This is a genomic window from Pseudomonas vranovensis (genome assembly GCF_040438935.1).
GTDB lineage: Bacteria > Pseudomonadota > Gammaproteobacteria > Pseudomonadales > Pseudomonadaceae > Aquipseudomonas > Aquipseudomonas vranovensis.
Window position 1 is genome coordinate 632,231 of the sequence record NZ_CP159259.1, and the last position, 24,577, is coordinate 656,807.

General features: G+C 62.2%; 25 protein-coding genes. 8 read left to right on the forward strand and 17 right to left on the reverse strand.

Annotated elements, in window-relative coordinates; genetic code table 11:
- Window positions 1-201 precede the first annotated feature (201 nt).
- From ABVN19_RS02935 to ABVN19_RS02945, 3 genes are all read left to right on the forward strand, one after another.
- Entirely contained in the window at window positions 202-642 is a 441-nt protein-coding gene (locus tag ABVN19_RS02935) for a DUF1232 domain-containing protein (protein ID WP_105641707.1), read from the forward strand.
- Window positions 643-741: 99 nt separating this feature from the next.
- Entirely contained in the window at window positions 742-1,080 is a 339-nt protein-coding gene (locus tag ABVN19_RS02940; RefSeq protein WP_028943623.1) for a helix-turn-helix transcriptional regulator, read from the forward strand.
- Window positions 1,062-1,445, forward strand: a complete 384-nt coding sequence (locus tag ABVN19_RS02945; protein ID WP_036989745.1) for a hypothetical protein — start codon at window positions 1,062-1,064, stop codon at window positions 1,443-1,445. The genes ABVN19_RS02940 and ABVN19_RS02945 overlap by 19 nt, the downstream gene beginning before the upstream one ends.
- Here the strand turns inward: ABVN19_RS02945 and ABVN19_RS02950 are convergent.
- Both ABVN19_RS02950 and ABVN19_RS02955 read right to left on the reverse strand, forming a co-directional pair.
- Window positions 1,427-3,199, reverse strand: a complete 1,773-nt coding sequence (locus tag ABVN19_RS02950; protein ID WP_105641708.1) for a bifunctional diguanylate cyclase/phosphodiesterase — start codon at window positions 3,197-3,199, stop codon at window positions 1,427-1,429. The genes ABVN19_RS02945 and ABVN19_RS02950 overlap by 19 nt on opposite strands.
- Window positions 3,200-3,323: 124 nt before the next feature.
- Entirely contained in the window at window positions 3,324-5,411 is a 2,088-nt protein-coding gene (locus ABVN19_RS02955; protein WP_167332107.1) for a carboxy terminal-processing peptidase, read from the reverse strand.
- 140 nt (window positions 5,412-5,551) lie between these two features.
- On the opposite strand from ABVN19_RS02955, the gene ABVN19_RS02960 reads away from it, so the two are divergent.
- Entirely contained in the window at window positions 5,552-6,514 is a 963-nt protein-coding gene (locus tag ABVN19_RS02960; protein ID WP_028943627.1) for an NAD(P)H-quinone oxidoreductase, read from the forward strand.
- 66 nt (window positions 6,515-6,580) lie between these two features.
- Here the strand turns inward: ABVN19_RS02960 and ABVN19_RS02965 are convergent, their stop codons facing one another.
- The 6 genes from ABVN19_RS02965 to ABVN19_RS02990 form a co-directional block, all read right to left on the reverse strand.
- Entirely contained in the window at window positions 6,581-7,234 is a 654-nt protein-coding gene (locus tag ABVN19_RS02965) for an HAD family hydrolase (RefSeq protein ID WP_028943628.1), read from the reverse strand.
- 25 nt (window positions 7,235-7,259) lie between these two features.
- Window positions 7,260-8,249: an ABC transporter ATP-binding protein gene (locus ABVN19_RS02970; protein WP_028943629.1), complete on the reverse strand. Its 990-nt coding sequence runs from the start codon at window positions 8,247-8,249 to the stop codon at window positions 7,260-7,262.
- Between the two features lies 1 nt (window position 8,250).
- Entirely contained in the window at window positions 8,251-9,048 is a 798-nt protein-coding gene (locus tag ABVN19_RS02975) for an ABC transporter permease (RefSeq protein ID WP_028943630.1), read from the reverse strand.
- Window positions 9,035-9,868, reverse strand: a complete 834-nt coding sequence (locus ABVN19_RS02980; RefSeq protein ID WP_167332112.1) for an ABC transporter permease subunit — start codon at window positions 9,866-9,868, stop codon at window positions 9,035-9,037. Before ABVN19_RS02980 ends, ABVN19_RS02975 begins: the two co-directional genes overlap by 14 nt.
- Before the next feature lie 5 nt (window positions 9,869-9,873).
- Window positions 9,874-10,680: an alkaline phosphatase family protein gene (locus tag ABVN19_RS02985; protein ID WP_028943632.1), complete on the reverse strand. Its 807-nt coding sequence runs from the start codon at window positions 10,678-10,680 to the stop codon at window positions 9,874-9,876.
- 82 nt (window positions 10,681-10,762) lie between these two features.
- Window positions 10,763-11,827: an ABC transporter substrate-binding protein gene (locus ABVN19_RS02990; protein WP_105641709.1), complete on the reverse strand. Its 1,065-nt coding sequence runs from the start codon at window positions 11,825-11,827 to the stop codon at window positions 10,763-10,765.
- A 293-nt stretch (window positions 11,828-12,120) separates the two neighbouring features.
- On the opposite strand from ABVN19_RS02990, the gene phnR reads away from it, so the two are divergent.
- Window positions 12,121-12,834, forward strand: coding sequence for a phosphonate utilization transcriptional regulator PhnR (gene phnR, locus ABVN19_RS02995; RefSeq protein ID WP_028943634.1), 714 nt, complete (start codon window positions 12,121-12,123; stop codon window positions 12,832-12,834).
- Here the strand turns inward: phnR and ABVN19_RS03000 are convergent.
- The 7 genes from ABVN19_RS03000 to minC all read right to left on the reverse strand — a co-directional run bounded on the left by ABVN19_RS03000 (window position 12,831) and on the right by minC (window position 19,489).
- Window positions 12,831-14,960, reverse strand: a complete 2,130-nt coding sequence (locus ABVN19_RS03000; protein WP_105641756.1) for a mechanosensitive ion channel domain-containing protein — start codon at window positions 14,958-14,960, stop codon at window positions 12,831-12,833. The genes phnR and ABVN19_RS03000 overlap by 4 nt on opposite strands.
- A gap of 75 nt (window positions 14,961-15,035) precedes the next feature.
- Window positions 15,036-15,200, reverse strand: a complete 165-nt coding sequence (locus ABVN19_RS03005; RefSeq protein ID WP_167332108.1) for a hypothetical protein — start codon at window positions 15,198-15,200, stop codon at window positions 15,036-15,038.
- 183 nt (window positions 15,201-15,383) lie between these two features.
- Window positions 15,384-16,673, reverse strand: a complete 1,290-nt coding sequence (locus ABVN19_RS03010; protein WP_028943636.1) for a M18 family aminopeptidase — start codon at window positions 16,671-16,673, stop codon at window positions 15,384-15,386.
- 127 nt (window positions 16,674-16,800) lie between these two features.
- Window positions 16,801-17,436: an RluA family pseudouridine synthase gene (locus ABVN19_RS03015; RefSeq protein WP_105641710.1), complete on the reverse strand. Its 636-nt coding sequence runs from the start codon at window positions 17,434-17,436 to the stop codon at window positions 16,801-16,803.
- A 128-nt stretch (window positions 17,437-17,564) separates the two neighbouring features.
- Window positions 17,565-17,819, reverse strand: coding sequence for a cell division topological specificity factor MinE (gene minE / locus ABVN19_RS03020; RefSeq protein WP_010224188.1), 255 nt, complete (start codon window positions 17,817-17,819; stop codon window positions 17,565-17,567).
- A gap of 3 nt (window positions 17,820-17,822) precedes the next feature.
- Complete coding sequence (gene minD / locus ABVN19_RS03025; protein ID WP_028943638.1) at window positions 17,823-18,635, reverse strand: septum site-determining protein MinD; 813 nt, start codon at window positions 18,633-18,635, stop codon at window positions 17,823-17,825.
- 95 nt (window positions 18,636-18,730) lie between these two features.
- Window positions 18,731-19,489, reverse strand: coding sequence for a septum site-determining protein MinC (minC, locus tag ABVN19_RS03030; protein WP_028943639.1), 759 nt, complete (start codon window positions 19,487-19,489; stop codon window positions 18,731-18,733).
- Between the two features lie 111 nt (window positions 19,490-19,600).
- Here minC and ABVN19_RS03035 point away from each other — a divergent pair, with 111 nt between their 5' ends.
- Entirely contained in the window at window positions 19,601-20,533 is a 933-nt protein-coding gene (locus ABVN19_RS03035) for a lipid A biosynthesis lauroyl acyltransferase (protein WP_105641711.1), read from the forward strand.
- Window positions 20,534-20,603: 70 nt separating this feature from the next.
- Window positions 20,604-21,749 carry a patatin-like phospholipase family protein gene (locus ABVN19_RS03040; protein WP_028943641.1) on the forward strand — a complete coding sequence of 382 codons (1,146 nt, stop codon included), beginning with the start codon at window positions 20,604-20,606 and terminating at the stop codon, window positions 21,747-21,749.
- Window positions 21,750-21,875: 126 nt separating this feature from the next.
- On the opposite strand, the gene ABVN19_RS03045 is transcribed toward ABVN19_RS03040, so the two are convergent.
- Window positions 21,876-22,661, reverse strand: a complete 786-nt coding sequence (locus ABVN19_RS03045; RefSeq protein WP_028943642.1) for a VacJ family lipoprotein — start codon at window positions 22,659-22,661, stop codon at window positions 21,876-21,878.
- Window positions 22,654-23,952 carry a serine/threonine protein kinase gene (locus tag ABVN19_RS03050; RefSeq protein WP_105641712.1) on the reverse strand — a complete coding sequence of 433 codons (1,299 nt, stop codon included), beginning with the start codon at window positions 23,950-23,952 and terminating at the stop codon, window positions 22,654-22,656. Before ABVN19_RS03050 ends, ABVN19_RS03045 begins: the two co-directional genes overlap by 8 nt.
- A 242-nt stretch (window positions 23,953-24,194) precedes the next feature.
- On the opposite strand from ABVN19_RS03050, the gene ABVN19_RS03055 reads away from it, so the two are divergent.
- On the forward strand, window positions 24,195-24,557 hold the full coding sequence (locus ABVN19_RS03055; RefSeq protein ID WP_105641713.1) for a hypothetical protein: 363 nt from the start codon (window positions 24,195-24,197) through the stop codon (window positions 24,555-24,557).
- The last annotated feature ends 20 nt before the right edge of the window (window positions 24,558-24,577 follow it).

Consider the following 24,577-nt stretch of genomic DNA (forward strand, 5'->3'; position numbering starts at 1 on the left):
AGGTCTGAAAAGCTGCAACGAACGCCGAAAAGGCGCACGATGGGCAAAACGTTTGCGCCATTGAAACAGGTGTGTAAAAAACGCCCGATTTGACCCCGGCCCTTGCCTGGCGGGCGCCTCGAGGGGCAAATCTCGCTCTGTTCACAAGGTTATCCACAATAATTGTGGATAACCTTTCCCTGGCTGGTCCCTGGAGGCCATATGAAAGCACCGTGGAATTTTGCCCGCTTTCTGCCCCTGGCCGAGCGCCTGCTCAGCCGTGGCCGTCTGCCGGCACTGATTTTTGCCGTGGCGCGCAAAGGGCCAAGGCTTGGCAAACTGCGTGAAGATGTGGGTTTGCTGCAGGCCCTGTGCCTGGCCTGGTGGCGGGGGGAGTACCGCGCCATCAGCCCCAAAGCGCTGGTGACCGTGGTAGCGGGGTTGCTGTATTTCGTCAGCCCCCTGGACGCCATTCCCGACTGGCTGCTGGGTGTGGGCTTTCTCGATGACATCGCCGTGCTGGCCTGGGTGCTGAAAGCCGTTTCCGATGAACTGGCGGCGTTCAATGCCTGGCGGACGCGGCAGGCGCCCGAGAAGCTGCGGGTTGTCGAGCGACTCCCCGCTACCGCCGAATCCCTGCGGCTGGAGCAGGAAAAAAGCTGATTACACCGCGCTCCCCTGCACACCCTTGTGGCTGGTAATATAATTGGCATAAGGGTTATGCCTACGGATTACATGTCGTAGTCCTACAAGGGGGTTGTAATGAGTATTCAGGTCATCAGCCGAGACGGTCAACCCGAGTACGCGGTTGTACCCTGGGAGCAGTACCAGGCACTGCTCAAGGCCGCCGGCCAAGCCGAGCAGGTCGCCGTCGAGCACACAGAATCCACCCCATCCCAAAGCGCCAGCTTGCCAAGTTTCAGCGAGCTGGCGCGTTTGCGTGAAGGCAAGGGCCTGGCGCCGGAGCAATTGGCGCGCAGCGTCGGCATCAGCCCGGTGTACCTGGCGCTGATCGAGAGCGGCGAACGCCAGCCGGATGCCGCCATTCGCCGCAGCCTGGCCTGGGAGTTGGGGGTGGCCGGATGGAGCGAACCGTCGTGAGCAGCGTACGCATCAGTCGCCAGCACTGGGATGGCCTGCTTGGCGAGCTGGATCTGGCCCGTCGCCAGCGCCACTTGTTGACCTACCGTGCTTTGCTCGAACGCCTGCAACTGCCGAGCCCTGCCATGCAGACACTGACCGCTGCGCTTGAGCATCTGGCAGCACTGGACGCCCGAGCCGAGCAGCCATTGCGCAGCTCGCTGGTGATCAGCCAGGGTGCCAGCCGCTTGCCGCGCACGGGCTTTTTTGAGTGTGTCGAGCGGCTGGGGCGTTTTTCCGGGCCTTCCGACGGTATGGCCGCCGCGTCCTGGCATGCCTCCGAAGTGGTCCGCGTGTTCGAGTACAGCTACCCCGAGGAAGCTTGAGCGTCAGGGACAGTGTCGATTCGATAGACACTGTGCCCGGACAGGTCCTTGGCCTGGTGCTTGGCCTGCGAGGCCAGTTCAGCCAGTTGCCCTGCATCCAGGCCGGCGCAGGCTTGCGGGTGCAGATGCACCACGCCGATCGACAGCGACAATAGCGCAAACTCCTGCCGCTGGCCCTGGCGGTTGGGGGCAATGAAGCAACCTGCCTGCAGGTGCTCGGCGCGGTAGAAGCGTCGACACTGTTTCTGAAAGTCTTCCAGCAGTAACTGCAACCTCCGCTCCCAATCTGCGGAGCCCAGCACCAGCATGAAATCATCGCCGCCAATGTGGCCGACGAAGTCGTGGTTGGGGTCGACCCGTTCGTTCAGGCACTGCGCCAGGCACAGCAGCACTTCATCGCCGCGGGCGTAGCCATAGATGTCGTTGAATGGCTTGAAGCTGTCGATATCCACATAGCAGATCGCCGCCTCGCGCTGCTGTTGCAGCAGGCGAGTGAGGCATTGCTGGATCGGTACGTTACCTGGCAGCAGGGTCAACGGGTTGGCATAGCGTGCCTGTTGGATCTTCTGTTCGGTAATCAGCTTGAGCACATCAATCACCCGGCCCAGGCCCAGGTAGCGGCCGTTGTGGGTAATGATGAAGTCTTCTTCGATACGCTGGCGGGCGCGGCTGGTCAGCAGGCGACTGACCTTTTGCAGCGACTGCACCAGCTCTACGGCCAGGAAATCATCGCTCATCAGGCGACTGATCGGCTTGCGTGCGAACAGGTCGGTCGCAAACGGCTTGAGCAGCGCATCAGACAACGAGTGACGGTGGACGATTCCGCAGGGCTGGCGTCGCTCGTTCAGCACCGCCACCGAGTTGAGGTTGGCCTGGCGGCGGAACAACTCCAGCACTTGTGCGGTGGGGGTGCCTTGCGCCACCGCAGGTTGCTCGTTGAGCAGCGCGGCCAGGTTGCCGCAGTCGTCGTTCAGTACCTGTACCTCGCGGCTCGTGCTGCCGAGCATCTGCTGGATGTCCCGTGACGCCTGCTCCTGGGGGCGGCCGAGCAGATAGCCCTGGACCAGATCGACGCCCATGTCGGTCAGCACCTGGAGCTCCTCGGCAAGTTCGATGCCTTCGGCGATCACCTGGGCCCGCGATGCGCGAGCAATCTGCAGGATGGAGCCGACAAACTCGCGCTTGACTGCGTCCTGGTGGATGCCATCGATGAAATGGCGGTCGATCTTGACGTAGTCCGGGCGCAGTTCCGACCACAGCCGCAGGCTCGAATATCCAGCGCCCAGGTCATCAAGGGCAATCGAAAAACCCATGTCGCGGTAGTGGTGCAGGGCATTGAACAGCAACTGGAAGTCGTCGGTGGGGGTCTGCTCGGTCAACTCGATCACTACCCGGCTGGGCGAGAGCCCCAGGTCGTGGAGCATTTTCAGGGTGCGCCCGGACTGGTATTGGGGTTCCAGCAGCGATTCGGGAGAGACGTTGAGAAACAGCTTGCCCTCCAGTTGCTGCTGGCTGAAGCGGCGGCAGGCGCTTTCCCGACAGGCCACCTCCAGCTCGGTCAGGCGTCCGGCCTGGCGGGCGACGGCAAACAGGTTGATCGGTGAGTGCAGGGGGCTGTTGGAGGGGCCGCGGCTCAAGGCCTCGTAGCCGAGGATGCGTCGCTGCGACAGGCAGACAATGGGCTGGAACAGACTGTGCAAGCCGCTTTGAGCCAGAATGGTGCTCAACGCGCTGAGCTGTTCGGTCACGGTCATGGGCAGCACTACCTTGAAATAAAGGGACTGGAGCCAACGGCTTCAGTCCCTTTATTTCACGACAGATTCGTGACTGTTTAATGACCCAATGGCGGCACGGTCACATTATTTTGCCATTACTGTTTCAGCGGTTGTTCTTGGCCACCGCCGAGTTCAACCCGAGGTAGTCGAGCAGGATACGCCCGGACTCGCTCAGGTAGGCGTCGTCCTCGGGTTTGGTGTCGTCCGGCTCGGCGGGCAGGGCGTCTTCGTCTTCTTTCTTCAGCTCCTTGAGCGGCTCTTCGCCCTTGGCTTTGCGACGGGTGTTCTCCAGTGCCAACTGCTTGCTTTCGATATCGGCGTGCTGGGCGCGTCGCTCGGCTTCGTTGAGGCTCACGGTTTTTTCGTTCATCAGCTTCTGGGTCAGCGCCAGGCGGTCGCGGATGTAGACAAACTCCGGGTCCTTGGCCGTACGGCTATCGTGACGGGCCTTGAGCTGGGCCAGGAACGGCTTGAACGGGTCGACCGCAGGCTTGATGGCCGGGCGGATGGTGTCCCATGGCATGGCCTCTGGCAGGGCGCTCTCACCGATTTCCTTGGTGTCGATGATCGACGGGTAGTCGATGTCAGGCAGCACGCCCTGATGCTGGGTACTCTGCCCGGAAACCCGGTAGAACTTGGCCAGGGTCAGCTTCAGTTCGCCATGGTTGAGCGGCTGGATGGTCTGCACGGTGCCCTTGCCGAAGGTCTGGCCACCGAGGATCAGCGCGCGGTGATAGTCCTGCATGGCGCCGGCGAAAATTTCCGAGGCCGAGGCTGAAAGGCGGTTGACCACTAGGGCCAGCGGGCCTTTGTAGAAGGCGCCGTTGTTTTCATCTTCAAGCACGTCGACGCGGCCGTCGCTGTTGCGCACCAGTACGGTCGGGCCCTTGTCGATGAACAGGCTGGTCAGCTCCGTGGCTTCCTGCAGGGAACCGCCGCCGTTGTTGCGCAGGTCGATGACCACGCCGTCGACTTTTTCCTTCTGCAGTTCGGTGAGCAGTTTTTTCACGTCGCGGGTGGTGCTCTTGTACTCTGGATCACCGGCACGGAATGCCTTGAAGTCCAGGTAGAAGGCCGGGATCTCGATGATGCCGAGCTTGTAGTCGCGGCCATCCTGCTTGAGCTTGAGCACGGATTTTTTCGCCGCCTGCTCTTCAAGCTTCACCGCCTCGCGGGTGATCGGCACGATCTTGCTGGTCTGGTCATTCGGGGCGTTGGTCGCCGGAATGACTTCAAGGCGAACCACCGAGCCTTTCGGGCCGCGGATCAGCTTGACCACTTCGTCCAGGCGCCAGCCGATGACATCGACCATTTCCTTGTCGCCCTGGGCTACGCCGATGATCTTGTCGGCAGGGGCCACTTGCTTGGTCTTGGCGGCAGGGCCGGCCGGTACCAGGCGCACGATCTTGACCAGGTCGTTGTCACTTTGCAGCACGGCGCCGATACCTTCGAGCGACAGGCTCATGTTGATATCGAAGTTTTCCGCGTTGTCAGGCGACAGGTAGTTGGTGTGCGGGTCGTAGGACTGGGCGAAGGTGTTGATGTAGGCCTGGAAGATATCTTCGGCGCGGGTCTGGTCGAGGCGGGTGAGCTGGTTCTTGTAGCGCTTGGTCAACAGCTCCTGGATGGCCTTGGGCTCTTTGCCGGCGATCTTCAGGCGCAGCACTTCGTCCTTGACCCGTTTGCGCCACAGGTCGTCGAGTTCGGCCTGGTTCTTCAGCCACGGGGCGTCCTTGCGGTCGATCAGCAGGGTTTCCTTGGTGCTGAAGTCGAAGTTCTCGACACCCTTGTTCAGCTCGGCGAGGGCGAAGTCCAGGCGCGATTTGACCCGATCCAGGTAACGTTTGTAGATGGTGAAGCCAGGATCGAGGTTGCCGCTCTTGAGGAAGTCGTCGAACTGGGTCTTCCACTTGTCGAACTCGGCGATGTCGCTGGCCAGGAAATAGCTGCGGGCCGGGTCGAGCAGCTTGATGTAGCTGTCGTAGATGATGACCGAGCGCGCGTCGTTGAGCGGTGGTTTGCTGTAGTGGTGGCGCTTGAGCAGCTCGACCACGTTGAGGCTGGCGACCACTTCGTCACGCCCGGGCTGGAGTTTGTCCCAGCTGTTGCTGGCCCAAGCACTGCCCACCAACGGCAGACTGCCCAGACCGATCAACAGGGCGAGGGTGGTGCTTGGCAGAAAATGCTTCATGCTGATTCGACGTAGGGACAATTGATCACGCATATTAGGCCGTCTTTGGATTCGCCGGTTCCATGAAAACCGGACGCATAATGCAAAAAGCCCGGGGCTACAGCTCCCGGGCTCAGTCATGACTCAACTATGGAGGCACTGTGAAAGCATTGCAAGGCGTTGACGGACATGTGGAGTGGGTTGCGACGACAAGTCCAGCTTGCGATATCGGTCAAGTACGAATTCGAGTGGCCGCAGCCGGCCTCAATCGTGCCGACTTGCTGCAGCGCGCCGGGCTTTACCCGCCGCCGCCGGGCGCCAGTGAGTTTCTGGGGCTGGAGTGTTCCGGGGTGATTACCGAAGTGGGTGCCGGGTCGTCCTGGCAGGTGGGGGATCGGGTGTGCGCGCTGCTGGCCGGTGGCGGCATGGCCGAGGAGGTGGTGGTCGATGCCCGTCATGTGCTGCCGGTGCCCGAAGGTCTGAGCCTGGCAGAGGCTGCCGCGATCCCGGAGGTGTATGCAACGGCCTGGCTCAATGTGTTCCAACTGGCCGGGCTCAAGCCGGGCGAGAAGGTGCTGTTGCATGCAGGGGCCAGTGGCGTGGGGTCGGCGGCGATCCAGCTGTGCAAGGCGTTCGGCAGCCCCTGCTGGGTGAGTGTCGGTTCGGCCGAGCGCCTGGCTTACTGCGAGTCGCTGGGCGCCAGCGCCGGTGTGGTGCGCGGTGATGACCTGAACAGCCTCAACGACTTCGGCCCGTTCGATGTGATCCTCGACCCGGTCGGGGCGAACTATGCCGAGCTCAACCTCAAGTTGCTGGCCCGTGACGGGCGCTGGGTAATCATTGGCTTGATGGGCGGGCGCAAAGCAGAGCTGGACCTGGCGCAATTGCTGGTCAAGCGCGTGCAGGTGCTGGGCTCGACCCTGCGCACCCGCGACGATCAGTTCAAGGCGGATCTGCTCAGTGACCTGGGGCAGCAGGTGTGGCCGTTGTTCACCGAAGGTCGGCTCAAGCCGCAATTGGCCAAGGCGTACCCGGTCAAGGATGCCGAGGCAGCGTTTGCCGAACTGGCGAGCAACCAGGTGTCGGGCAAGTTGGTGCTGGTGATCGACGAAAGCCTGGTATAGGCCGTAGATCGCGAGGCAAGCCCGCTCCTGCGGTGGGAGCGGGCTTGCCTCGGATGCTTGTTTCAATCACGTCCAGGCATGAATCGGCCAGCCGTTCTTCTCTGCATGTTCGCGCAACACCGGGTCGGGATTGACCACATGGGGGTAGTCCACCTTCAGCAGCAGCGGCAGGTCATTGCGCGAGTCTGAATAGAAGCTCGCCCCCTCGAGGTTTTCCTCTTCCTGATCGAGCCACTCCAGCAACCGGGTGATCTTGCCTTCGCGGTAGGTCAGCACACCGGTGGTCTTGCCGGTGTACACGCCATTTTCGACCTCAAGGTTGATCCCCAGGTATTCGTCGATGCCCAGGCGCGCTGCGATCGGCCCCACCAGGTGGGTGCCGGAGGCAGAAATCACCAGGATACGGTCGCCTTGCTTACGATGCTGGGCAATGCACTTGCACGCATCACTGAAGATGATCGGCTCGATAAAGTCCTCGACCCAGGGTTCGACCAGATGCTCGACCTCTTCCAGGCTGCGTCCGGCCACCGGCTCCAGGCTGAAGGCCATGTAGTCTTCCATGGCCAGGTGGCCCTTGCCGTAGGCATCCATCAGTTCCCGGTCGCGGCGCAGGAAGGATTCACCATCGACCCACTCGAGGCGGGCCATCTGTTCGCTCCACAAGGAGGCGCAATCACCGTGGATCAGGGTTTCGTCCAGATCGAAAATCGCTAGTGCCATGTTCAGAAAAACTCCTGTGCAACCCTCAGGCGACTTCGCAGAGGGCGGTGGGATCGATCGACAAGGATACCCGCTGGCCGTCTGCGTGCAGATCGGCAGACGAGCGGTTGAGGACATCGACCAGCAACTCTACCCCGCGAGCCTGGATCCGGTAACGGATCACGTTGCCCAACAGGCTGTGACTCAGCACCTGGCCTTCGAGTTCGCCGCTCAGGCTCAGGGCGATGGCTTCCGGTCGAATCGCCAGGCGGCTGCTGACCGGGCGCTGCAGCAGGCGGCTGGCGCTGTCGGCATCGAGCAGGTTGTAGTTGCCGATAAAACCCGCGGCAAAGACGTCAACCGGGGCGGTGTAAAGGGTTTCGGCATCGCCGCTCTGGACGATGCGACCCTGGTTCATCAGGAAGATGCGATCAGACATGGTCAGCGCTTCTTCCTGGTCATGGGTGACGAAAATGGTGGTCAGGCCCAGTTCGCGCTGGATCTGACGGATCTGTTCGCGCAGGTGTTTGCGGATCCGCGCATCCAGTGCCGAGAGCGGCTCGTCCAGCAGCAGCAGGCGCGGGCGGGTGACCAGCGAGCGCGCCAGGGCCACGCGCTGGCACTGGCCGCCAGACAGCTGGTGCGGGTAGCGGCTGGCGAAGTCCTGCAGTTCGACCAGTTGCAATACCTCGCGGACCCGGCTGCGACTGTCGTCGGCATTGACCTTCTGCATGCGCAGGCCAAAGGCTACGTTCTGTTCCACGGTCATGTTGGGGAACAGTGCATAGCTCTGGAATACCATGCCGATGCCACGCTTTTGCGGGCTCAGGGGGACGAGGTCGCTGCCGTCGAGGAGGATCTTGCCGCTGTCGACGGCCGTCAGGCCGGCAATACAGCGCAGCAGGGTGGATTTGCCGCAGCCCGATGGGCCCAGCAGGGTGACGAACTCACCGCGCTCGATGTGGCAATTGATGTCGGTGAACACCGGGCTGGCGCCGTAGCTTTTTTGCAGATTCTGTACGCTGACAAAACTCATATCAGGATTTGTCCTTGTTCAGGCGGTTGGCTGCCCAGGTCAGCACCAGCACGAAGAAGAAATAGGAAATCACCAGGGCGCTGTTGAAGTGGCCGCTGCTGTTGCGCATGTTGTTCAGGTACACCTGCAGGGTCTCGTAGCGGGTACCCACCAGCAGGTTGGCGAACACGAATTCGCCGAACAGGAACGAGAACGACAGCAGCAAGGCCACCAGTAAGCCCTTGCGCAGGTTGGGCAGCACCACCAGGAACGCCGCCTGGAAGGTGCTGGCACCCAGCAACTGGGCCGCGTCCATCAGGTCGCGCAGGTTGATCGCCTGCAGGTTGTTGGTAATGGCCCGGTACATGAACGGCAGTGCCACAGTGAAGTAGCAGCCGATCAGGATCCACGGGGTACCGACCATGGCCATGGGGCCAGAACCATATAACTGCAGCAAGCCCACCGACGACACCACCGGCGGCACCGCAAAGGGCAGCAGGATGAGGATGTTCATCAGCGCATCGAGCCGTGGAAAGTGGTAATGGACCACGAACAACAGCGGCAGGATCAGCAGCACCGATAGCAGCAGTGCGCCGACGCACACCAGCAGCGACTGGCCGAAGGCCGCCAGGAAACGGGGGTCGCTCCACAGCGCCAGGTACCACTTGAAGGTCAGTCCACTGGGCAGCAGGCTCGCCGACCAACTGGTGGCCAGGGAGTAGAGCAGGGTGCCAGCCAGGGGCAACAACAGGATCAGGAACAGCAGGTAGACCATCAGGCGGTGGTAGAGGCGGGCCGTGCCCGGTTCAACGCGTGACATGGTAGCTCCTCTTCAACAGCCATTGGTGAACGATGGTCACCAGGGTCATTAGCCCCACCAGGATAATTGCCAGGGCGCTGGCCAGGTTCGGGTCCAGGGAGATGTCCCCTGCTACCAATGCGGCAATACGGATGGGCAGCACGTTGAAATTGCCCGTGGTCAGCGCATAGACCGTCGCGTAGGCACCCAGTGCATTGGCCAGGAGGATCACGAAGGTGCCCAGCAAGGCCGGGGCCATCACCGGTAGGCCGATATGCCGCCAGTATTGCCAGGCATTGGCACCGAGCAGTTCAGCCGACTCGCGCCAGTCTTCGCGCAGGGCGTCGAAGGCGGGGTAGAGCAGCAGCACCCCGAGGGGAATCTGGAAGTAGGTGTAGAGAATGATCAGGCCGGTTTTTGAATAGAGGTTGAAGTCTTCGATGATCCCGGCCTGTTTCAGCAGCAAGGTCAATGCACCGTTGAAGCCGAGCAGGATGATGAAGGCGAAGGCCAGCGGTACACCGGCGAAGTTGCTGGTCATGTTGGCGAAGGCGTTGACGAAGTCGCGCAGGCGCGAGTCGACCTTGCGCAGCGAGTAGCTGCCGAGAATAGCGATCAGGATGCCGAACACACTCGACCAGAAACTGATTTCAAGGCTGTGCTGGATGGCCTGGCGGTAGAACCTGGAGCTGAACACCTTGCTGAAGTTTTCCAGGCCCCAGCCGCTTTCGGCCTGCAGGCTGTGAATCGCCACCCAGGCCAGCGGGGCAATCTGGAAAATGATGAAGAACAACGCAAATGGCAGCAGGAACAGCGACGCCAGCCACCGTGTGCGCTTGATCGAGTTCACTTGAGCAGCTCCCTGCACACGGGCTTGTCGTGGGGCACGCCGAGCAATTCGCAGATCGTCCCGCACAGTTCTGTCTGCAAGGGCTTGGCGGCCGGATCGAGGCTGAAGGCCTCGCCGAAAACGAACAAGGGGACTTCGCGTTCCTCGGCCAGCAGGCCATTGTGCGAGCGGTCGTTGTTCATGCCGTGATCGGCCGTGACGATCACCTGGTAGCCCTCCTGCAGCCAGCTGTGCAGGTAGTCGGCCAGCAGGATGTCGGCGCTGCGGGCGCTGTTGCGGTACTGGCTGCTGTCGAGGCCGTGGCGGTGGCCGGCGTCGTCGATGTTCATCGGGTGTACCAGCAGAAAGTTCGGTGCATGACGACGACGCAGGTACTCGGCATCGGCGAACAGGTGCGAGTCGGGGTAGTGATCGGCGTAGTAGAACAGGCCGTGCTGGATCGGTAGCTTGGGGGCATGGGTGTGGCGGTCGCGCAGCGGAACGAAGGGCGAGCGGTTGTACAGCTCGCTGACCCAGTGATAGGCCGCTGCCGCCGTGCCCAGGCCGGCTTCGCGGGCATAGTGGAAGATGCTGCGCTGGGTGGACAGGCGGGTCACGTTGTTATGCACGATGCCGCTGTCGATGGGCGCTACACCGGTGAGAATGCATTCGTAGAGCGGACGCGACAGCGCTGGCAGCTCGCATTCCAGGCGGTACAGGGCTGCGCGGTCGGCTTCGACATAGGCATGCAGGTGGCCCATGGCGTGGTGGGCGACCTGATGGTTGAGGCCATCGAGCAGGACCAGGATGACGTTGTGCTTCATGGTAGCTCCGGGGGTTGGCGGGAAGCTGTCGCGGGGCAAGCCGGCTCCTGTGGTGGGAGCGGGCTTGCCCCGCGACAAAGGCTTACTCCATCTCGATGATCACTTGCTCCTGCCACATCTGCGGCAGTTTCTTGGAGGTCGCTTCCCATGCCGCGGAATCCTTGATCGGCTGCACGGCTTTGTACTGCTCGTTGGGCAGCAGCTTGGCCTGTACATCGGCCGGCAGTTTAAGGTGCTCGGCGCGGATCGGCCGGGCGTGGCCGATGGCGAGGTTGGTCTGCCCGGCATCGCTGAAGATGTACTCGCGGGTCAGTTTGGCGGCGTTAGGGTGCTTGGCGTATTTGTTGATGATGGTGGTGTAGCCGGAGATCACCGAGCCATCGGAAGGAATCAGCACTTCAAAGCGGTCAGGGTCGATCTGCTGGCGGTAGCTCAGGCCGTTGAAGTCCCAGACCACGCCCACCTCGATCTCACCCTTTTCCAGGGTCTGGATGGTCGGGTTGGCCAGCGACAAGCGTTTTTGCTGGGCCAGTTTGGTGAACAGCTGAAGGCCCGGCTCGATGTTCTTCTCGTCGCCCTTGTAGGCGATGGCGGCAGCCAGTACCCCATTGGCGGCCTGGGCGGCAGTGCCGACGTCACCGATGGCGACCTTGTACTTGCCTTTTTCCAGGTCATGCCAGGTCTTGGGCATGTCGGCTTCTTTTACCAACTGCTTGTTGATGATGAAGGCGATGGTGCCGGTATAGGCCAGGGCCCAGTGGCCGTCCTTGTCCTTGGCCCAGTCCGGCACCTGCTCCCAGGTGCTGGGCTTGTACGGCTGGGTCACGCCCTTGGCCACGGCAATCGGGCCGAAGGCGGCGCCCACGTCACCGATGTCGGCACTGGCGTTGTCTTTTTCGGCGTCGAACTTGGCCACTTCCTGGGCCGAACTCATGTCGGTGTCCATGTGCTTGAGGCTGTATTTTTTCGCCAGGTCTTCCCAGGTACCTTTCCAGTTGGCCCAGGCATCGGGCATGCCCACGCTGTTGACGGCACCCTCCTTGCGGGCGGCGTCCTCCAGGGCCTTGAGGTCGGTGTCGGCAGCCATTGCCGAAGTACACAGGGCGATGGTCGAGCCTAGCAGTGACGCCAGAAAAAGCTGTTTCATCCGAAGCTCCTTGGTGGGTGCCTTGCAAAACGCGAATGGTGGTGTTGGACGTAATTGCGATTCGGTTGGTCTAGGTCAGCAATACCTGAGCCAAGGTAGGCATGGTGCATGACAATTTGATGTCCATACCGACCGCCCGGCCAGGGTCTGCGCCCCTGAAAATCAAGCGTAGACCACCCTGGCTGTCATCTGGCATTCATCTGTAGTGCCTAGGCTTGCTCTATTCTCATAGCCCTGTAGGCGCCATTTGTGTGCGCTGCCGGTGCTGGACTAGTCCAGATAGGTAACCTTTGATGCCGCCACTGCCACCCCGAGCAGTAACAGCTATCTGCCATGCCCTGCAGGAGCAGATCGAGCATGGCCTTCTGCCGCCCGGTTGCAAGCTGCCCGCCGAGCGCAAACTCAGTGAGGTGTTCGATACCACGCGCATCACCTTGCGTGAGGCGCTGGTGCAACTGGAGGCACGCGGGCTGATCTATCGGGAGGATCGGCGCGGCTGGTTCGTGGCGCCGGAGCGCCTCACATACGACCTGAACGAGCGCAGTCATTTCCATGCGATGGTGCGTGCCCAGGGGCGGGAGGCCAGTACCGAGCTAGTATCGGCGCGCCTGCAACCGGCGGCGGCTTCGGTGTGTGCGCGCTTGCAGCTATCGCCGTTGTCGAGCGTGATCCAGATCTGCCGCCTGCGGCGTATCGACGGGCGTGCGGTGCTGTATGCCGAGCATTACCTCAACCCTGAGTACTTCCCCGGCATTCTTGAACATGATTTGAGCCAGTCGTTGACCGAACTGTATGCGCGGCACTACGCAATCCACTACGGCCGGGTACGCTTCGAGATTCTGCCCACGGCGTTGCCGCTGGCGGCAGCGACGGTGCTCAAGGTTTCCACGGGAAGCCCGGGGTTGCACATCTCCCGGGTCAACAGTGACCAGCAGGGGCGCTTGATCGACTGCGACCTGGAGTACTGGCGCCACGACGCGATCCGGATCAAGGCCCAGGCGGGCTAGGCCTTTGCCTCGGCTTCGCTGAACGGAGTACCGGCGCCGGCGGTGATCACTTGCACGCTCAGGCGTGGGGTGGCCAGGTCCAGCCCGGCTTCATCGAGTTGACGCTTGAGCGCCAGGTTGAACGCCCGCGACACTTCCCATTGCCTGATCGGTGCGGTCTTGAAGCGAGCGCGCAGGACGGCCGAGCCTGACTCGAAGCTCTCCACCCCTTGCAGCTCCAGCGGCGACCAGATGATGCGGCGCATCAACGGATCGTTGCGCAGCTTCTGGGCGACATCGCGGATCAAGGTGATGGCCTGGTCGATGTTCATGCTGTGGGGGATGGCCACGCGGAAGATTGCGTAGCCGAACTCGCGGGAGTAGTTCTTGATGCTCTTGATTTCACTGAACGGGATGGTGTGGACGATACCGTCGATATCGCGCAGGCGCACCGTGCGGATGGTCAGGCCTTCGACCGTACCCAGGTGGCCGCCGACATCGACATAGTCGTCGATGGCCAGGGAGTCTTCGATGATGATGAACAGTCCGGTGATCAGGTCGGCCACCAGTGACTGGGCACCGAAGCCGATCGCCAGGCCAATCACACCGGCACCGGCCAGCAACGGGGTGACGTTCATGCCCATGTTGGCCAGGGCGACAATCACCGCAATGATGAAAATAGTCACGAACAGCACGTTGCGGATCAGCGGCATCATGGTCTGCGCGCGGGTGTTGGCCAGGCCTTTGCGTGAGCGAGTCAGGGCATGGTGCACCGCCGTGTCGGCGAGGATCCACACCAGCCACGCGGCGATCAGGGTACCGGCCAGGCCGAACAGGCGCACCGCCACTTCATGACCTTCGCCCTCTGCAAAGGTGATCAGCGACAGGCCCCAGACCCGCAGCCCCAATTCGATGAACACCAGCCAGATGGTCATGTGTACCAGGGTGTAGCCGAAGTTGCGCAGGCGCTCGCCATACACGGCATGACGGCGATGGGCGCGCAGGGGCTTGAGCCCGTGGCGGCGTACCAGGCCGTTGATGACCATGCACAGGATCAGCAACACCGTACACATCAATGACTGGCGCAAGGCGGTGCTGGTATCGCCGGCGGAGACAAAGGTGGCAATCAGCGAGATCCCTACCAGTACCAGGGCAGGCAAGTACCAGAAGGTGCCGAGGATTTCGATGGTGTCACTCAAGGCCCGGCGCGTCAGGCGCCGGGACAGCGGCTGGTTGCGGATCAGGTGGGCGATCGGGCGCCGGAAACGCAGGATGAACAGGCCGGAAGACAGCCCGGCAAGGATATTGGCCAGGGTTGCCAGGGTGTGGGCCAGGTGATCGCCCAGGGCACTGGCCATGCGCGGGTCGTTCATCGCCTCGCCAAAAGCGGCGAAGCTGCCGATCAACCACAGTGGCCGAAAAGCCTGGTGACGAAGGATGTGCAAGGCGCGATGGCGGTGAGGGCCGTCGAGCAGCGAGAAGGCGATGACGCAGATGGCCGAGAAACACGTGCCTACCACCAGGGCATAGGCCAGCACCATGGCCATCGACTTGCCCAGTGACGAGGGCAGGGCGAAGCTCAGGTACACGGTGATCACCAGTGCCACCAGCCACGGCCCGAGTTTGCGCAAGGCGAAACGCACCAGGTCCCAGGTGCGCGGGTGTTGTGGCAGCTCTTCAGTGAGGCCAAAGCGCAGCCGTACTTGATGGCTGGCCCAGTTCAGGGCGTAGGCCACCAGGCTCCAGATGGCGATGATGGCGGCGAAGCCGAACAGAATGGGTGGCCATTCGTGCAGGGGAACCATGCGCGCATCGAGTTCGATCTTGGCCAGTTCCAGTTCGCGGGTCCAGCGGTTGAAGGGGCTTGCCTCGCCACTGAACTGTTTTTCGAGTTCGCCGAAGGTCGAGCCGATCAGGCCGAGTACGCCTTGTTCGGCGCTGGGTTGGGCCTGCTTGGTGCTGTCGCGCAGCTTTTTCAGGTCGGCCAGCAGCTTGGCCCGCTGCTGGTCGTTTTCCAGCGACTTGATCACTTCATCCAGTGACTGCGCCAGCGGCTCGGTGGCCTCGGGCTGCGCCTTGCTGCCACCGAGCAGGCTCGGCAGGCCGGCGGCGTGCGAGGGCGCCACGATGAAAAACGCCAGGAACAGGGTTAAAACGCGGAAGAAGACAGGCACCGGACAATCAACCTCAAAACGATCAATCGCCCGAGTGTAGTGTATTTGTCAGTTGAGTTTCTCGAGGATCTTCCAGCACATGATCCCGATCATCCCGAGGGTACCGATCCACATCATGAACACACCGATGTTGCGGTCGCGCATGTTGAAACCCACGGTCAGCAGGATCAGGCCGGCGATGACTGGAAGGAACAGGGATTGGAAAGCTGACATGCGGCAAGGTCCTTGGATCTGACGGTTATGAGGCAAGCATAGCGGGAAACAGCGGGAGGGGGCTTGACCGGGATCAGGCAGTTTGCCTGGGCCGGCCTCATTGCTGGCAAGCCAGCTCCCATCAGGTCTGGTGTATGCAGTACCTGTGGGAGCTGGCGTGCCGGCGAGGCAGGCGCTACGCAATCAAGGCAAGTCGCGACTGCGATAGAACGCCGTCAGCACCTTCACCAGGTGCGCCAGGTCATGGCTACCGCACAGTTCGCGGATCGAGTGCATGGCGAAGGTCGGCAGGCCGATGTCCACCGTGCGCACACCCAGGTGGCTGGCAGTGATCGGGCCGATGGTCGAGCCGCAGCCCATGTCGCTGCGGACCACGAAGCTCTGCACCGGCACTTCTTCGGCCATGCACAGGTGGCGGAAGAAACCGGCGGTTTCGCTGTTGGTGGCGTAACGCTGGTTGTTGTTGACCTTGATCACCGGGCCGGCATTGAGCTTGGGGCCGTGGTTGCCGTCATGCTTGTCGGCATAGTTGGGGTGAACGCCATGGGCGTTGTCGGCCGACACCAGCAGCGAGCGCTGGATGGCGCGGACGAAGTCGTCACCGTCGGGCAGCAGGCGGCGCAGGGTCTGCTCGAGCATCGGGCCATCGGCACCGCAGGCCGAGCAGGAGCCGACTTCTTCGTGGTCGTTGCACACCAGCACGCAGGTTTCGTCGCTGTCGGCATTGAGCAGGGCCTGCAGGCCGGCATAGCAGGACAGCAGGTTGTCGAGGCGCGCCCCGGCGATGAATTCGCCGTGCAAGCCAATCATGGCAGCGCTCTGGGTGTCGTAGAAGCTCAGCTCGTAATCGAGTACCACATCGGCGTTCAGGCCGTGCTCGCGGGCCAGTTGCTCGGTCAGCAGGGCGCGGAAGTCGACACGTTCGTCACCGGCCACCTGGGCCAGGATCGGCGGCAGTTCGGTCTGCGGGTTGATCGCCCAGCCTTCGTTGGCGGTACGGTTGAGATGGATCGCAAGGTTCGGGATCACCGCAATCGGCAGCTGGAAATCGACCAGTTGGCTCTCAACCTTGCCGTCGCGGCGGAAGGTCACACGCCCGGCCAGGGACAGGTCGCGGTCGAACCACGGGGCCAGCAGGGCGCCGCCGTAGACTTCGACGCCCAGTTGCCAGAAGCCGTGGCGCTGCAGCTCGGGCTGCGGCTTGACCCGCAGGCACGGGCTGTCGGTGTGGGCGCCGACCAGTCGGATGCCATCGAGCAGCGGCGAATGACGGCCGAGTTTGAAAGCGATGATCGAGGAGTCGTTGCGAGTCAGGTAGTAGCGACCGCCGGACACGGTGGCCCAGCTGTCGCGCTCGTCCAGGCGCTGGTAACCGGCAGCTTCCAGGCGCTGGGCCAGGGCGGCGGTGGCATGGAAGGGCGTGGGGGAAGCCTTGAGGAAATCGATCAGGCCTTGATTCAGTGCATCGCGCATAGGTCACTCCAGACAGCAGTGGCGCGAGTTTAACGTACTTGGTGGGGGTTTTGTGGTGTCAGCATCGTGGGGCAAGCCCGCTCCCACAAGCCACAGTGGGAGCGGGCTTGCCCCACGATGCGATCACTCAGAACGGCGCCGGACACTCAAAGCGCAAACGCTCAGCGGAAACCGGGTGGGTAAAGCTGAGCATGCTCGCATGCAGGCACAGGCGCTCGTGGGCGGCCAGTGCTTCAGGGTAGGCATACAAGCGGTCACCCAGCAGCGGATGACCGATCGACAGCATGTGTACACGCAACTGGTGCGAGCGGCCTGTGATTGGCGTCAGTTCTACCCGGCAATGGTCGCCACAACGCTCCAGGATGCGCCAGAACGTCAGGGCGTGCTTGCCCTGCTCGTGGTCGACCACATGGCGTGGCTTGGTGGGCGGATCGTAGCGCAGGGGCAGGTCGATGCTGCCGCTGTCCAGTTCCGGCTGGCCCCAGCACAAGGCGGTGTAGGCCTTTTCGGTTTCACGGTCGTGGAACTGGCGAGACAATTCGCGGTGACTGTCGGCATCGCGGGCCAGGAGGATGATCCCCGAGGTTTCCCAATCCAGCCGATGGACGATCAGGGCATCGGGGTAACCGTTTTCCTGAAGGCGGGTGATCAGGCAGTCCTTGTTGTCGTCGGCACGCCCGGGTACCGAGAGCAGCAGGGTCGGCTTGTTGACCACGAGGATGGCATCATCCTCGAAGAGGATATGAACTTTGGACAGCGGCATTGCGTGTTCTCTGTAAACGCCAACGGCGTGTGGGGGCGGCTGGCCCCGCGATAGCGATATGTCAGTCACATCGCATCGCGAGGCCAGCGCGCTCCCACACGCCGTGGCAGGTTACCCGTAGGCGCCGATCAACGATCGGGCAGGGTGATGTTGAGTTCCAGGATCGAGCAGCTGCCCTGGTTTTCCAGAGCGACCTGCACATCATCGGAGCCGATGTTGACGTACTTGCGGATCACCTCCACCAGTTCCTTCTGCAAGGCTGGCAGGTAGTCCGGTGTACTACGTTGGCCGCGTTCGTGCGCCACGATGATCTGTAGACGCTCTTTCGCGACCGACGCGGTGCTTACTTTTTTGCTGGCACGAAAGAAGTCAAAAAGGTTCATTGGTCAGTTGCCTCCAAACAGGCGCTCGAAGAATCCCTTCTTCTTCACATCAAGGAACCGATGTTCCACATTTTTGCCCAGAAGGCGGTCAACGGTGTCGCTATAGGCCTGGCCCGCGTCACTCTGGTCGTCGAGGATCACCGGAACGCCCTGGTTGGATGCCTTGAGCACCGCCTGGGATTCAGGAATCACGCCCAGCAGAGCGACCGAGAGGATTTCCTTGACGTCTTCGACGCCAAGCATTTCGCCCTGGCTCACGCGCTCTGGATGATAGCGGGTGATCAGCAGGTGTTCCTTGATCGGGTCTTCGTTGCGCTCGGCGCGGCGCGACTTGCTCGCCAGCAGGCCCAGCATGCGGTCCGAGTCACGTACCGAGGAGACTTCCGGGTTGGTCACGACGATGGCTTCGTCGGCGAAGTACATCGCCAGGTGAGCACCTTTCTCGATGCCGGCCGGGGAATCGCAGACCACGAATTCGAAGTCTTCCTTGAGCTGCATGAGGACTTTTTCCACGCCTTCCTGGGTCAGCGCGTCTTTGTCGCGGGTCTGGCTGGCGGCCAGGACGTACAGGTTCTCAAGGCGCTTGTCCTTGATCAGGGCCTGCTGCAGGTTGGCTTCGCCATTGACGACGTTGACGAAGTCGTACACCACGCGGCGTTCGCAGCCCATGATCAGATCGAGGTTACGCAGGCCGACGTCGAAGTCGACGATGACAGTCTTGTGGCCACGCAGTGCGAGGCCGGTACCAATAGCGGCGCTGGTGGTGGTCTTACCCACACCACCCTTGCCGGATGTAACCACGAGAATCTTGGCCAAGGTGTTTCACCCCTAATGAAAAAGGACGTCGAGTCCCAAAAATACAAAAATCGGCAATCGTGAAAAAATTGCGCGGAAAATGGCGGCAGTATCCGTTAAAGACGGGTGATGTTCAACACGTCACCGGACAGGCTGATCTGCACGCCGGTCCCCCACAGCGGATCGCGGCGCAGGTCTTCGGAGACCTTGTATTGCCCGGCGATCGAGACCATTTCGGCGGTGAGCTGCTGGCAGAAGATCCGCGCCCGGGTATTGCCCTTGATCCCGGCCAGCGCCCGTCCACGCATTGCACCGTACACATGGATGTTGCCATCGGCGAGAAGTTCCGCGCCGGGGCTGACCGATGACACCACTACCAGGTCGCCGCCCTGGGCGTAGATCTGCTGGCCGCCGCGCACGGGGGTGGTGATGATTCTGGTCGGCTTGATTGCAGGTTCAGGCGGTGGCGGCGGGGCAGGCGCAGGCTCGGGCTTTCTCACCTCGGGTTCCGGCTCCACGGGGCGCTCGCGGGCGCCGGAAGGCGGTAGCACGGGCAGGTCGATGGCGATGGCTGCGGCAATGTCTTCGATGCGGTTGGCGCGAATGGCCAGGGTGCGCAGGCCGTGATGGCGACAGATGCGCATCAGCCCGGGCAGGTCGACCGCCCCTTCGCTGACCGGGAGCTTGTCCAGGGCCAGTACCAGCGGGGTATTGCTGAAGAAGTTGGGCGCCTGGGCGACCTTGGCCGCCAACTGTCGGTCGAGGCCTTCAAGGTTGTTCTGCGCCAGCTCGAGCACGGTAATGGCAAGCATACTGCCCTTGAGCTGGAACACGGGGGCGGAGTCTGGCGATTGAGTTGGGCTCATGGTCTGCATTGGGCGACTTGTAACGAAAAAGTGCCCAGACTTATAACGAGAACGCCGGTTAGCCGCAACCCGTGCCGAACCGTTGTAGAATGCCCGGCCCTTGTCTTTCCGGAATCTTTAATGGATCGCCCGCAATTTCGACCTTATTTTCTGCACCCACGCTTTTGGCCGTTGTGGCTGGGCCTTGGGCTGCTGTGGCTGATCGTGCAGCTGCCGTACCGGGTATTGCTGGTGATCGGCCGTGCCCTGGGTGCCCTGATGTACCGCGTCGCTGGTGAGCGCCGGTACATTGCCGCGCGCAACCTGGAGTTGTGCTTCCCTGAACTACCGTCCGTCGAGCGAAAGCGTTTGCTCAAGGAAAATTTCGCTTCCACCGGCATCGCCTTCTTTGAAATGGCCATGAGTTGGTGGTGGCCAAAGGCCCGCCTGGCGCGCCTGGCGCACATCGAAGGGTTGGAGCATCTGCAGGCTGCCCAGCGTGATGGCCAGGGGGCCATACTCATGGCGCTGCACTTTACCACCCTGGAAATCGGCGCTGCCTTGCTCGGGCAGGAGCACACCATCGACGGCATGTATCGCGAGCACGGCAACCCGGTGTTCGACTTCATCCAGCGCCGCGGTCGCGAGCGCCACAACCTCGATTCGCTGGCGGTGGAACGTGAAGACGTGCGCGGCATGCTCAAGCTGCTGCGCAGCGGACGCGCCATCTGGTACGCACCCGACCAGGACTATGGCGCCAAGCAGAGCCTGTTCGTGCCGCTGTTCGGCATCCAGGCTGCGACGGTGACCGCCACCACCAAATTCGCGCGCTTGGGCAAGGCCCGGGTGATTCCGTTCACCCAGCAGCGCCTGGCGGACGGCAGCGGCTATCGGTTGGTGATTCATCCACCGCTGCAGGATTTCCCCGGCGAGACCGAAGAAGTCGATTGCCTGCGGATCAACCAGTGGATCGAAGTGGCCTTGAGCGAGTGCCCGGAGCAGTACCTGTGGGCCCATCGGCGCTTCAAGTCGAGGCCGCCGGGGGCGCCGAAGCTATACGAAAAACGACGTTGAAGTGATCGCGGGGGCTGCGGGAGTGGGCTTGCCCCGCGATTGAAATCACTACCACTACCAGGAAGGTCTCATGCCAGCACCGATCACCGGATTGATCCTCTCTGGCGGTGGCGCCCGTGCCGCCTACCAGGTTGGCGTGCTGGCCGGCATTGCCGACTTGCTGCCAGCGGGTGCGGCCAATCCCTTTCCGGTGATCGTTGGCACCTCCGCCGGCGCCATCAACGCGGTGACCCTCGCCAGCGGTGCGATGCACTTTGGCGACGCGATCCGCCGCCTGACCGGCTTCTGGCAGGGCTTTCGCAGCCACCAGGTGCTGCGCAGCGACTGGCCCGGGGTGATTCGCCAGGCCAGCCGCTTCGTTGGCCACAGTCTGCTGGGGTTGGGCGCGCCAGTGCCGGTGGCGCTGCTTGACAGCTCCCCCCTGCGTCGCCTGCTCAATGAGCACCTGGATTTGAGCGGCATTGCCCACGCCATCGAGCAGCAGCACTTGCACGCCGTAGCAGTGACCGCCTTCGGCTATGAGTCTGGCCAGGCGGTGACGTTCTTTCAGGGCAAGGGCGCCATCGACCCCTGGCTACGTCACCGGCGCATCGGCCTGCCGACTCGCTTGAGCGTCGAGCACCTGCTGGCCAGTTCGGCGATTCCGTTGCTGTTCGCACCGGTCAAGCTGGGCGAGGAATACTTCGGTGATGGTGCCGTGCGCCAATCGGCGCCAATCAGCCCGGCGCTGCACCTGGGGGCCAGCCGGGTGCTGGTAGTCGGTGTCAGCGGCAACCCGCAGCGGCCCACCGATGGCGGGCCTCGGCCACGTATCTACAGCGGCCAGCAACCGAGCCTGGCGCAGATCGGCGGGCACATGCTCAACAGTACCTTCATCGACAGCCTGGAAGACGACATCGAGTTGCTGCAGCGCCTCAATCACCTGAGCCACCTGATGCCGGAACACCTGGAGCGTCGACGCCTGGGCCTGGCGCCGGTGGACGTGCTGGTGGTTGCGCCAAGCCAGCCGCTGGACGAGATTGCCGCCCGCCATCGACGCGACCTGCCAGCCGCCTTGCGCCTGTTCTTGCGCGGGCCGGGAGCGACCAAGACCAGCGGTGCCGGGGTGCTCAGCTATCTGTTGTTCGAGGCCGGTTATTGCAGCGAGCTGATCGAGTTGGGGCGTCGCGATGCGCTGGCCAAGCGACGGGAGTTGTGCAGCTTCCTGGGGCTGTAGCCGCTGCCGACAGGCTGCGATCGACCGCAAAGCGGTCGTAATCCAGACACCGGAAGCTGCGCAAGCCGTACTGCCCCCATCGCCGACAATGCCGGCTCCAACAGGTGTGATGCTTCGCGGCAGCCGTTACTCAGCGATCTGCAGCTTGCGCGCCTCGGTATAGACGTAGCGCACCTTTTCGTACTCGAACGGCGAGTTCAGCTGGCCGTAGCGGAAACGGGTGGTGTAGCGCTTGTCGACGGCACGCAGGACAACGATTTCCGGATGGTCGCGGCTGACCTCGGCCACATTGAGGAAGTTGATCTGGTCCTCGGCGACGAAGTCCACCGCCAGCCCCCCGGTATCGCGCAGGTTCGACGGTCCCAGGATCGGCAGCATCAGGTAAGGCCCTTCAGGCACGCCGTAGTAGCCCAGGGTCTGGCCGAAGTCTTCGCCCTGATACGGTATCCCCATCTTGGTCGCCGGATCCCACAGGCCCCCGACACCGATCGTGGTGTTGAGCAACAGGCGCGCGGTGATCTCCATCGACCGCTGGCCCTTGAGCTGCAACAGGCTGTTGAGCAGGTTGGGTACATCGGCGAGGTTGCTGAAGAAGTTACTGACACCTGTGCGCACAAAGGACGGGGTGATGTAGCGGTAACCGTTGACCACGGGCAGGAATACCCATTGGTCGAAGCGGTAGTTGAAGTGGTACAGCCGGCGGTTCATCGGCTCGAACGGGTCATAGACGTTGAGCGCTGCCAGGGTCGAGCGTTCGAACTCGCGCTGGTCGAGGCCGGGGTTGAACTTCAGTTCCTTGAGTGGCTCGGTGAAGCCATCGGCCTCGACCACACTGGCACGCGGTGCGGTTTCGTCCGCCTGGGCCAGTCCGCTGGCCAGAAATGCAGAAACAAGCAGAAGACGTTTAACCACGGAAGAACTCCAGCATGGCGTCGCTGTTGACGCGGTAGTTGAGGTTGCCGCAATGGCCGCCGTGAGGGTAAACGGTCAAGCGATCGCCAAAGGTGCTACGAAGGAAGCCAAGGTCACCCGGGCCCAGAATGACGTCGTCGGCATTGTGCATGACGGCAATCTTCGAGCTGGTCTGCAGGTAGTCCTTGAGCGCGTACAGGCTGACCTGATCGACCAGTTGCAACAAGCTGCCGCCATCGGTGCGGGCACGCCACATGGGGATGACCTGTTCGGTCAGGTAGCAGTCGAAGTCGCATTGCAAGGCACGCTTGAAGAACGGCGTCAGGCTGCTGCTTTCGGTTATCGGGTATTTGGGCGGGGTGATCAGCCCGCGGCGGTTGACCAGGTCCGAGGTGAACGCGATGTCGGCCGACGAGAAACGGAACGAGGTGCCGATGACCATGGCCATCTGCTCGTTGGTCAGGTGCTGGCGTGACTGCTGGAAGTCGTAGAGCAGGGCGTCATTGAGATCGATGTAGCCCTTCTGCTGGAAGTAGCGCGTCAGCTTGCTGAGCACCAGTTCGTAGAAGGTGGTGCTGTTGTTGACGCCCTTGACCTCGGTTTGCACCAGCTTGTCGAGGTTGCTGACCGAGGTGTAGAGGTTCACCGGCGGATTGAGCAGCAGCACCCGCTTGAAGTTGAAGCTGCGCCGGGTTTCGTCCAGGTGACTGACGAACGCTGCATCGAGGGCGCCCAGGCTGTAGCCGGTGAGGTAGTACTCGGTCACCGGCAGGCGTGGGTGCTGCGCGCGTACGCCTTGCATGACGCGGTACAGGTCCTCGGCATCTTCACCACTGATGCCGGGCGTGGCATAGCGCGACGCCGAGATGATGAAGTCGAAGCTGGTGGGCGATGACAACTGCACCACGTGATAGCCAGCCTTGTAGTACAGCTTTTTGAGGTATTCGTTGATGCTGCTGGAGTAGGGCGCGCCGGTACCGGCGATAAGGAAGATCAGCGGTGCCGGGTGGTCCTGTTCGGCCAGGCGGTACTTGAGCTGCTTCACCGCCCAGAAATTGTCCGGAAGCTTGAAGCCGCGCTCCGGGCGCATGTTCAGGCTGTAGTCGGCCTGATCGATGTCATCGTCGCTGGGCAGCTCCGGGCGCAACTCCGGCGGTGTGGTGGCGATGGTGGCCTCGAACGGGTTGGTCAGCGGGTAGCCGTAGCTGGCAGCGTCGATATCCAGCGCCGAAGCGGACGCACTCAAGAAAAGGCCGCCCGAAAGGGCAGCAAGGCGCAGTAATCGAAGCATCACGAATCCCCAAAAAAGCAGCAGCAAAGTGCGTTACGCAGGCTAGGACCGTCGTGTCCCTTGCAAAGTTGCCTGGCGCTCCGGCATTTATCGTCCCAGATGGTGCCGTTTGCAGCCGTGGTACGGCAACAATTGGTTCCATTTATCTTCAGTTCAAAGTAGCTGAGGTTCGCGCTTTTGCCTTGCATAGACGACCCGGGCCATTATGCTGGGCGCCGATTTCGACGACTCCGGAGTGTCTCATGTCTCACCGCTTGCCGCTGATCCTGTTGTTGCTGTGCCTGCCGATGTGGCTGGCGGCAAGCTATGGGGTACGCTATGGGTTGATGGAAGATGCCCAATGGGTCGGCACCTGTGTCGAGCAGGCGCAGCTGTGGCAATGCCAGGCCCGCTCGACGCTGGGTTTGTTGATTCATTTCAGGGTGATTGCCTGGATCGCGCTGGGGCTGGCGTTGCTGGCGCAGGTGATACCTGCCCGGACGGGGTGGCGGGTGGCGGTAGTGGCACTGGTGGTCGGGATTCCCGCGTTGGTGTTGTACAGCGCCAGCCTCGCGGTATTTGCCGTGGTGCTGGCGGCGCTGCGGTTGGTACGGCGTTCAAGCTGAAACCCCGGCGCAGGACCGAT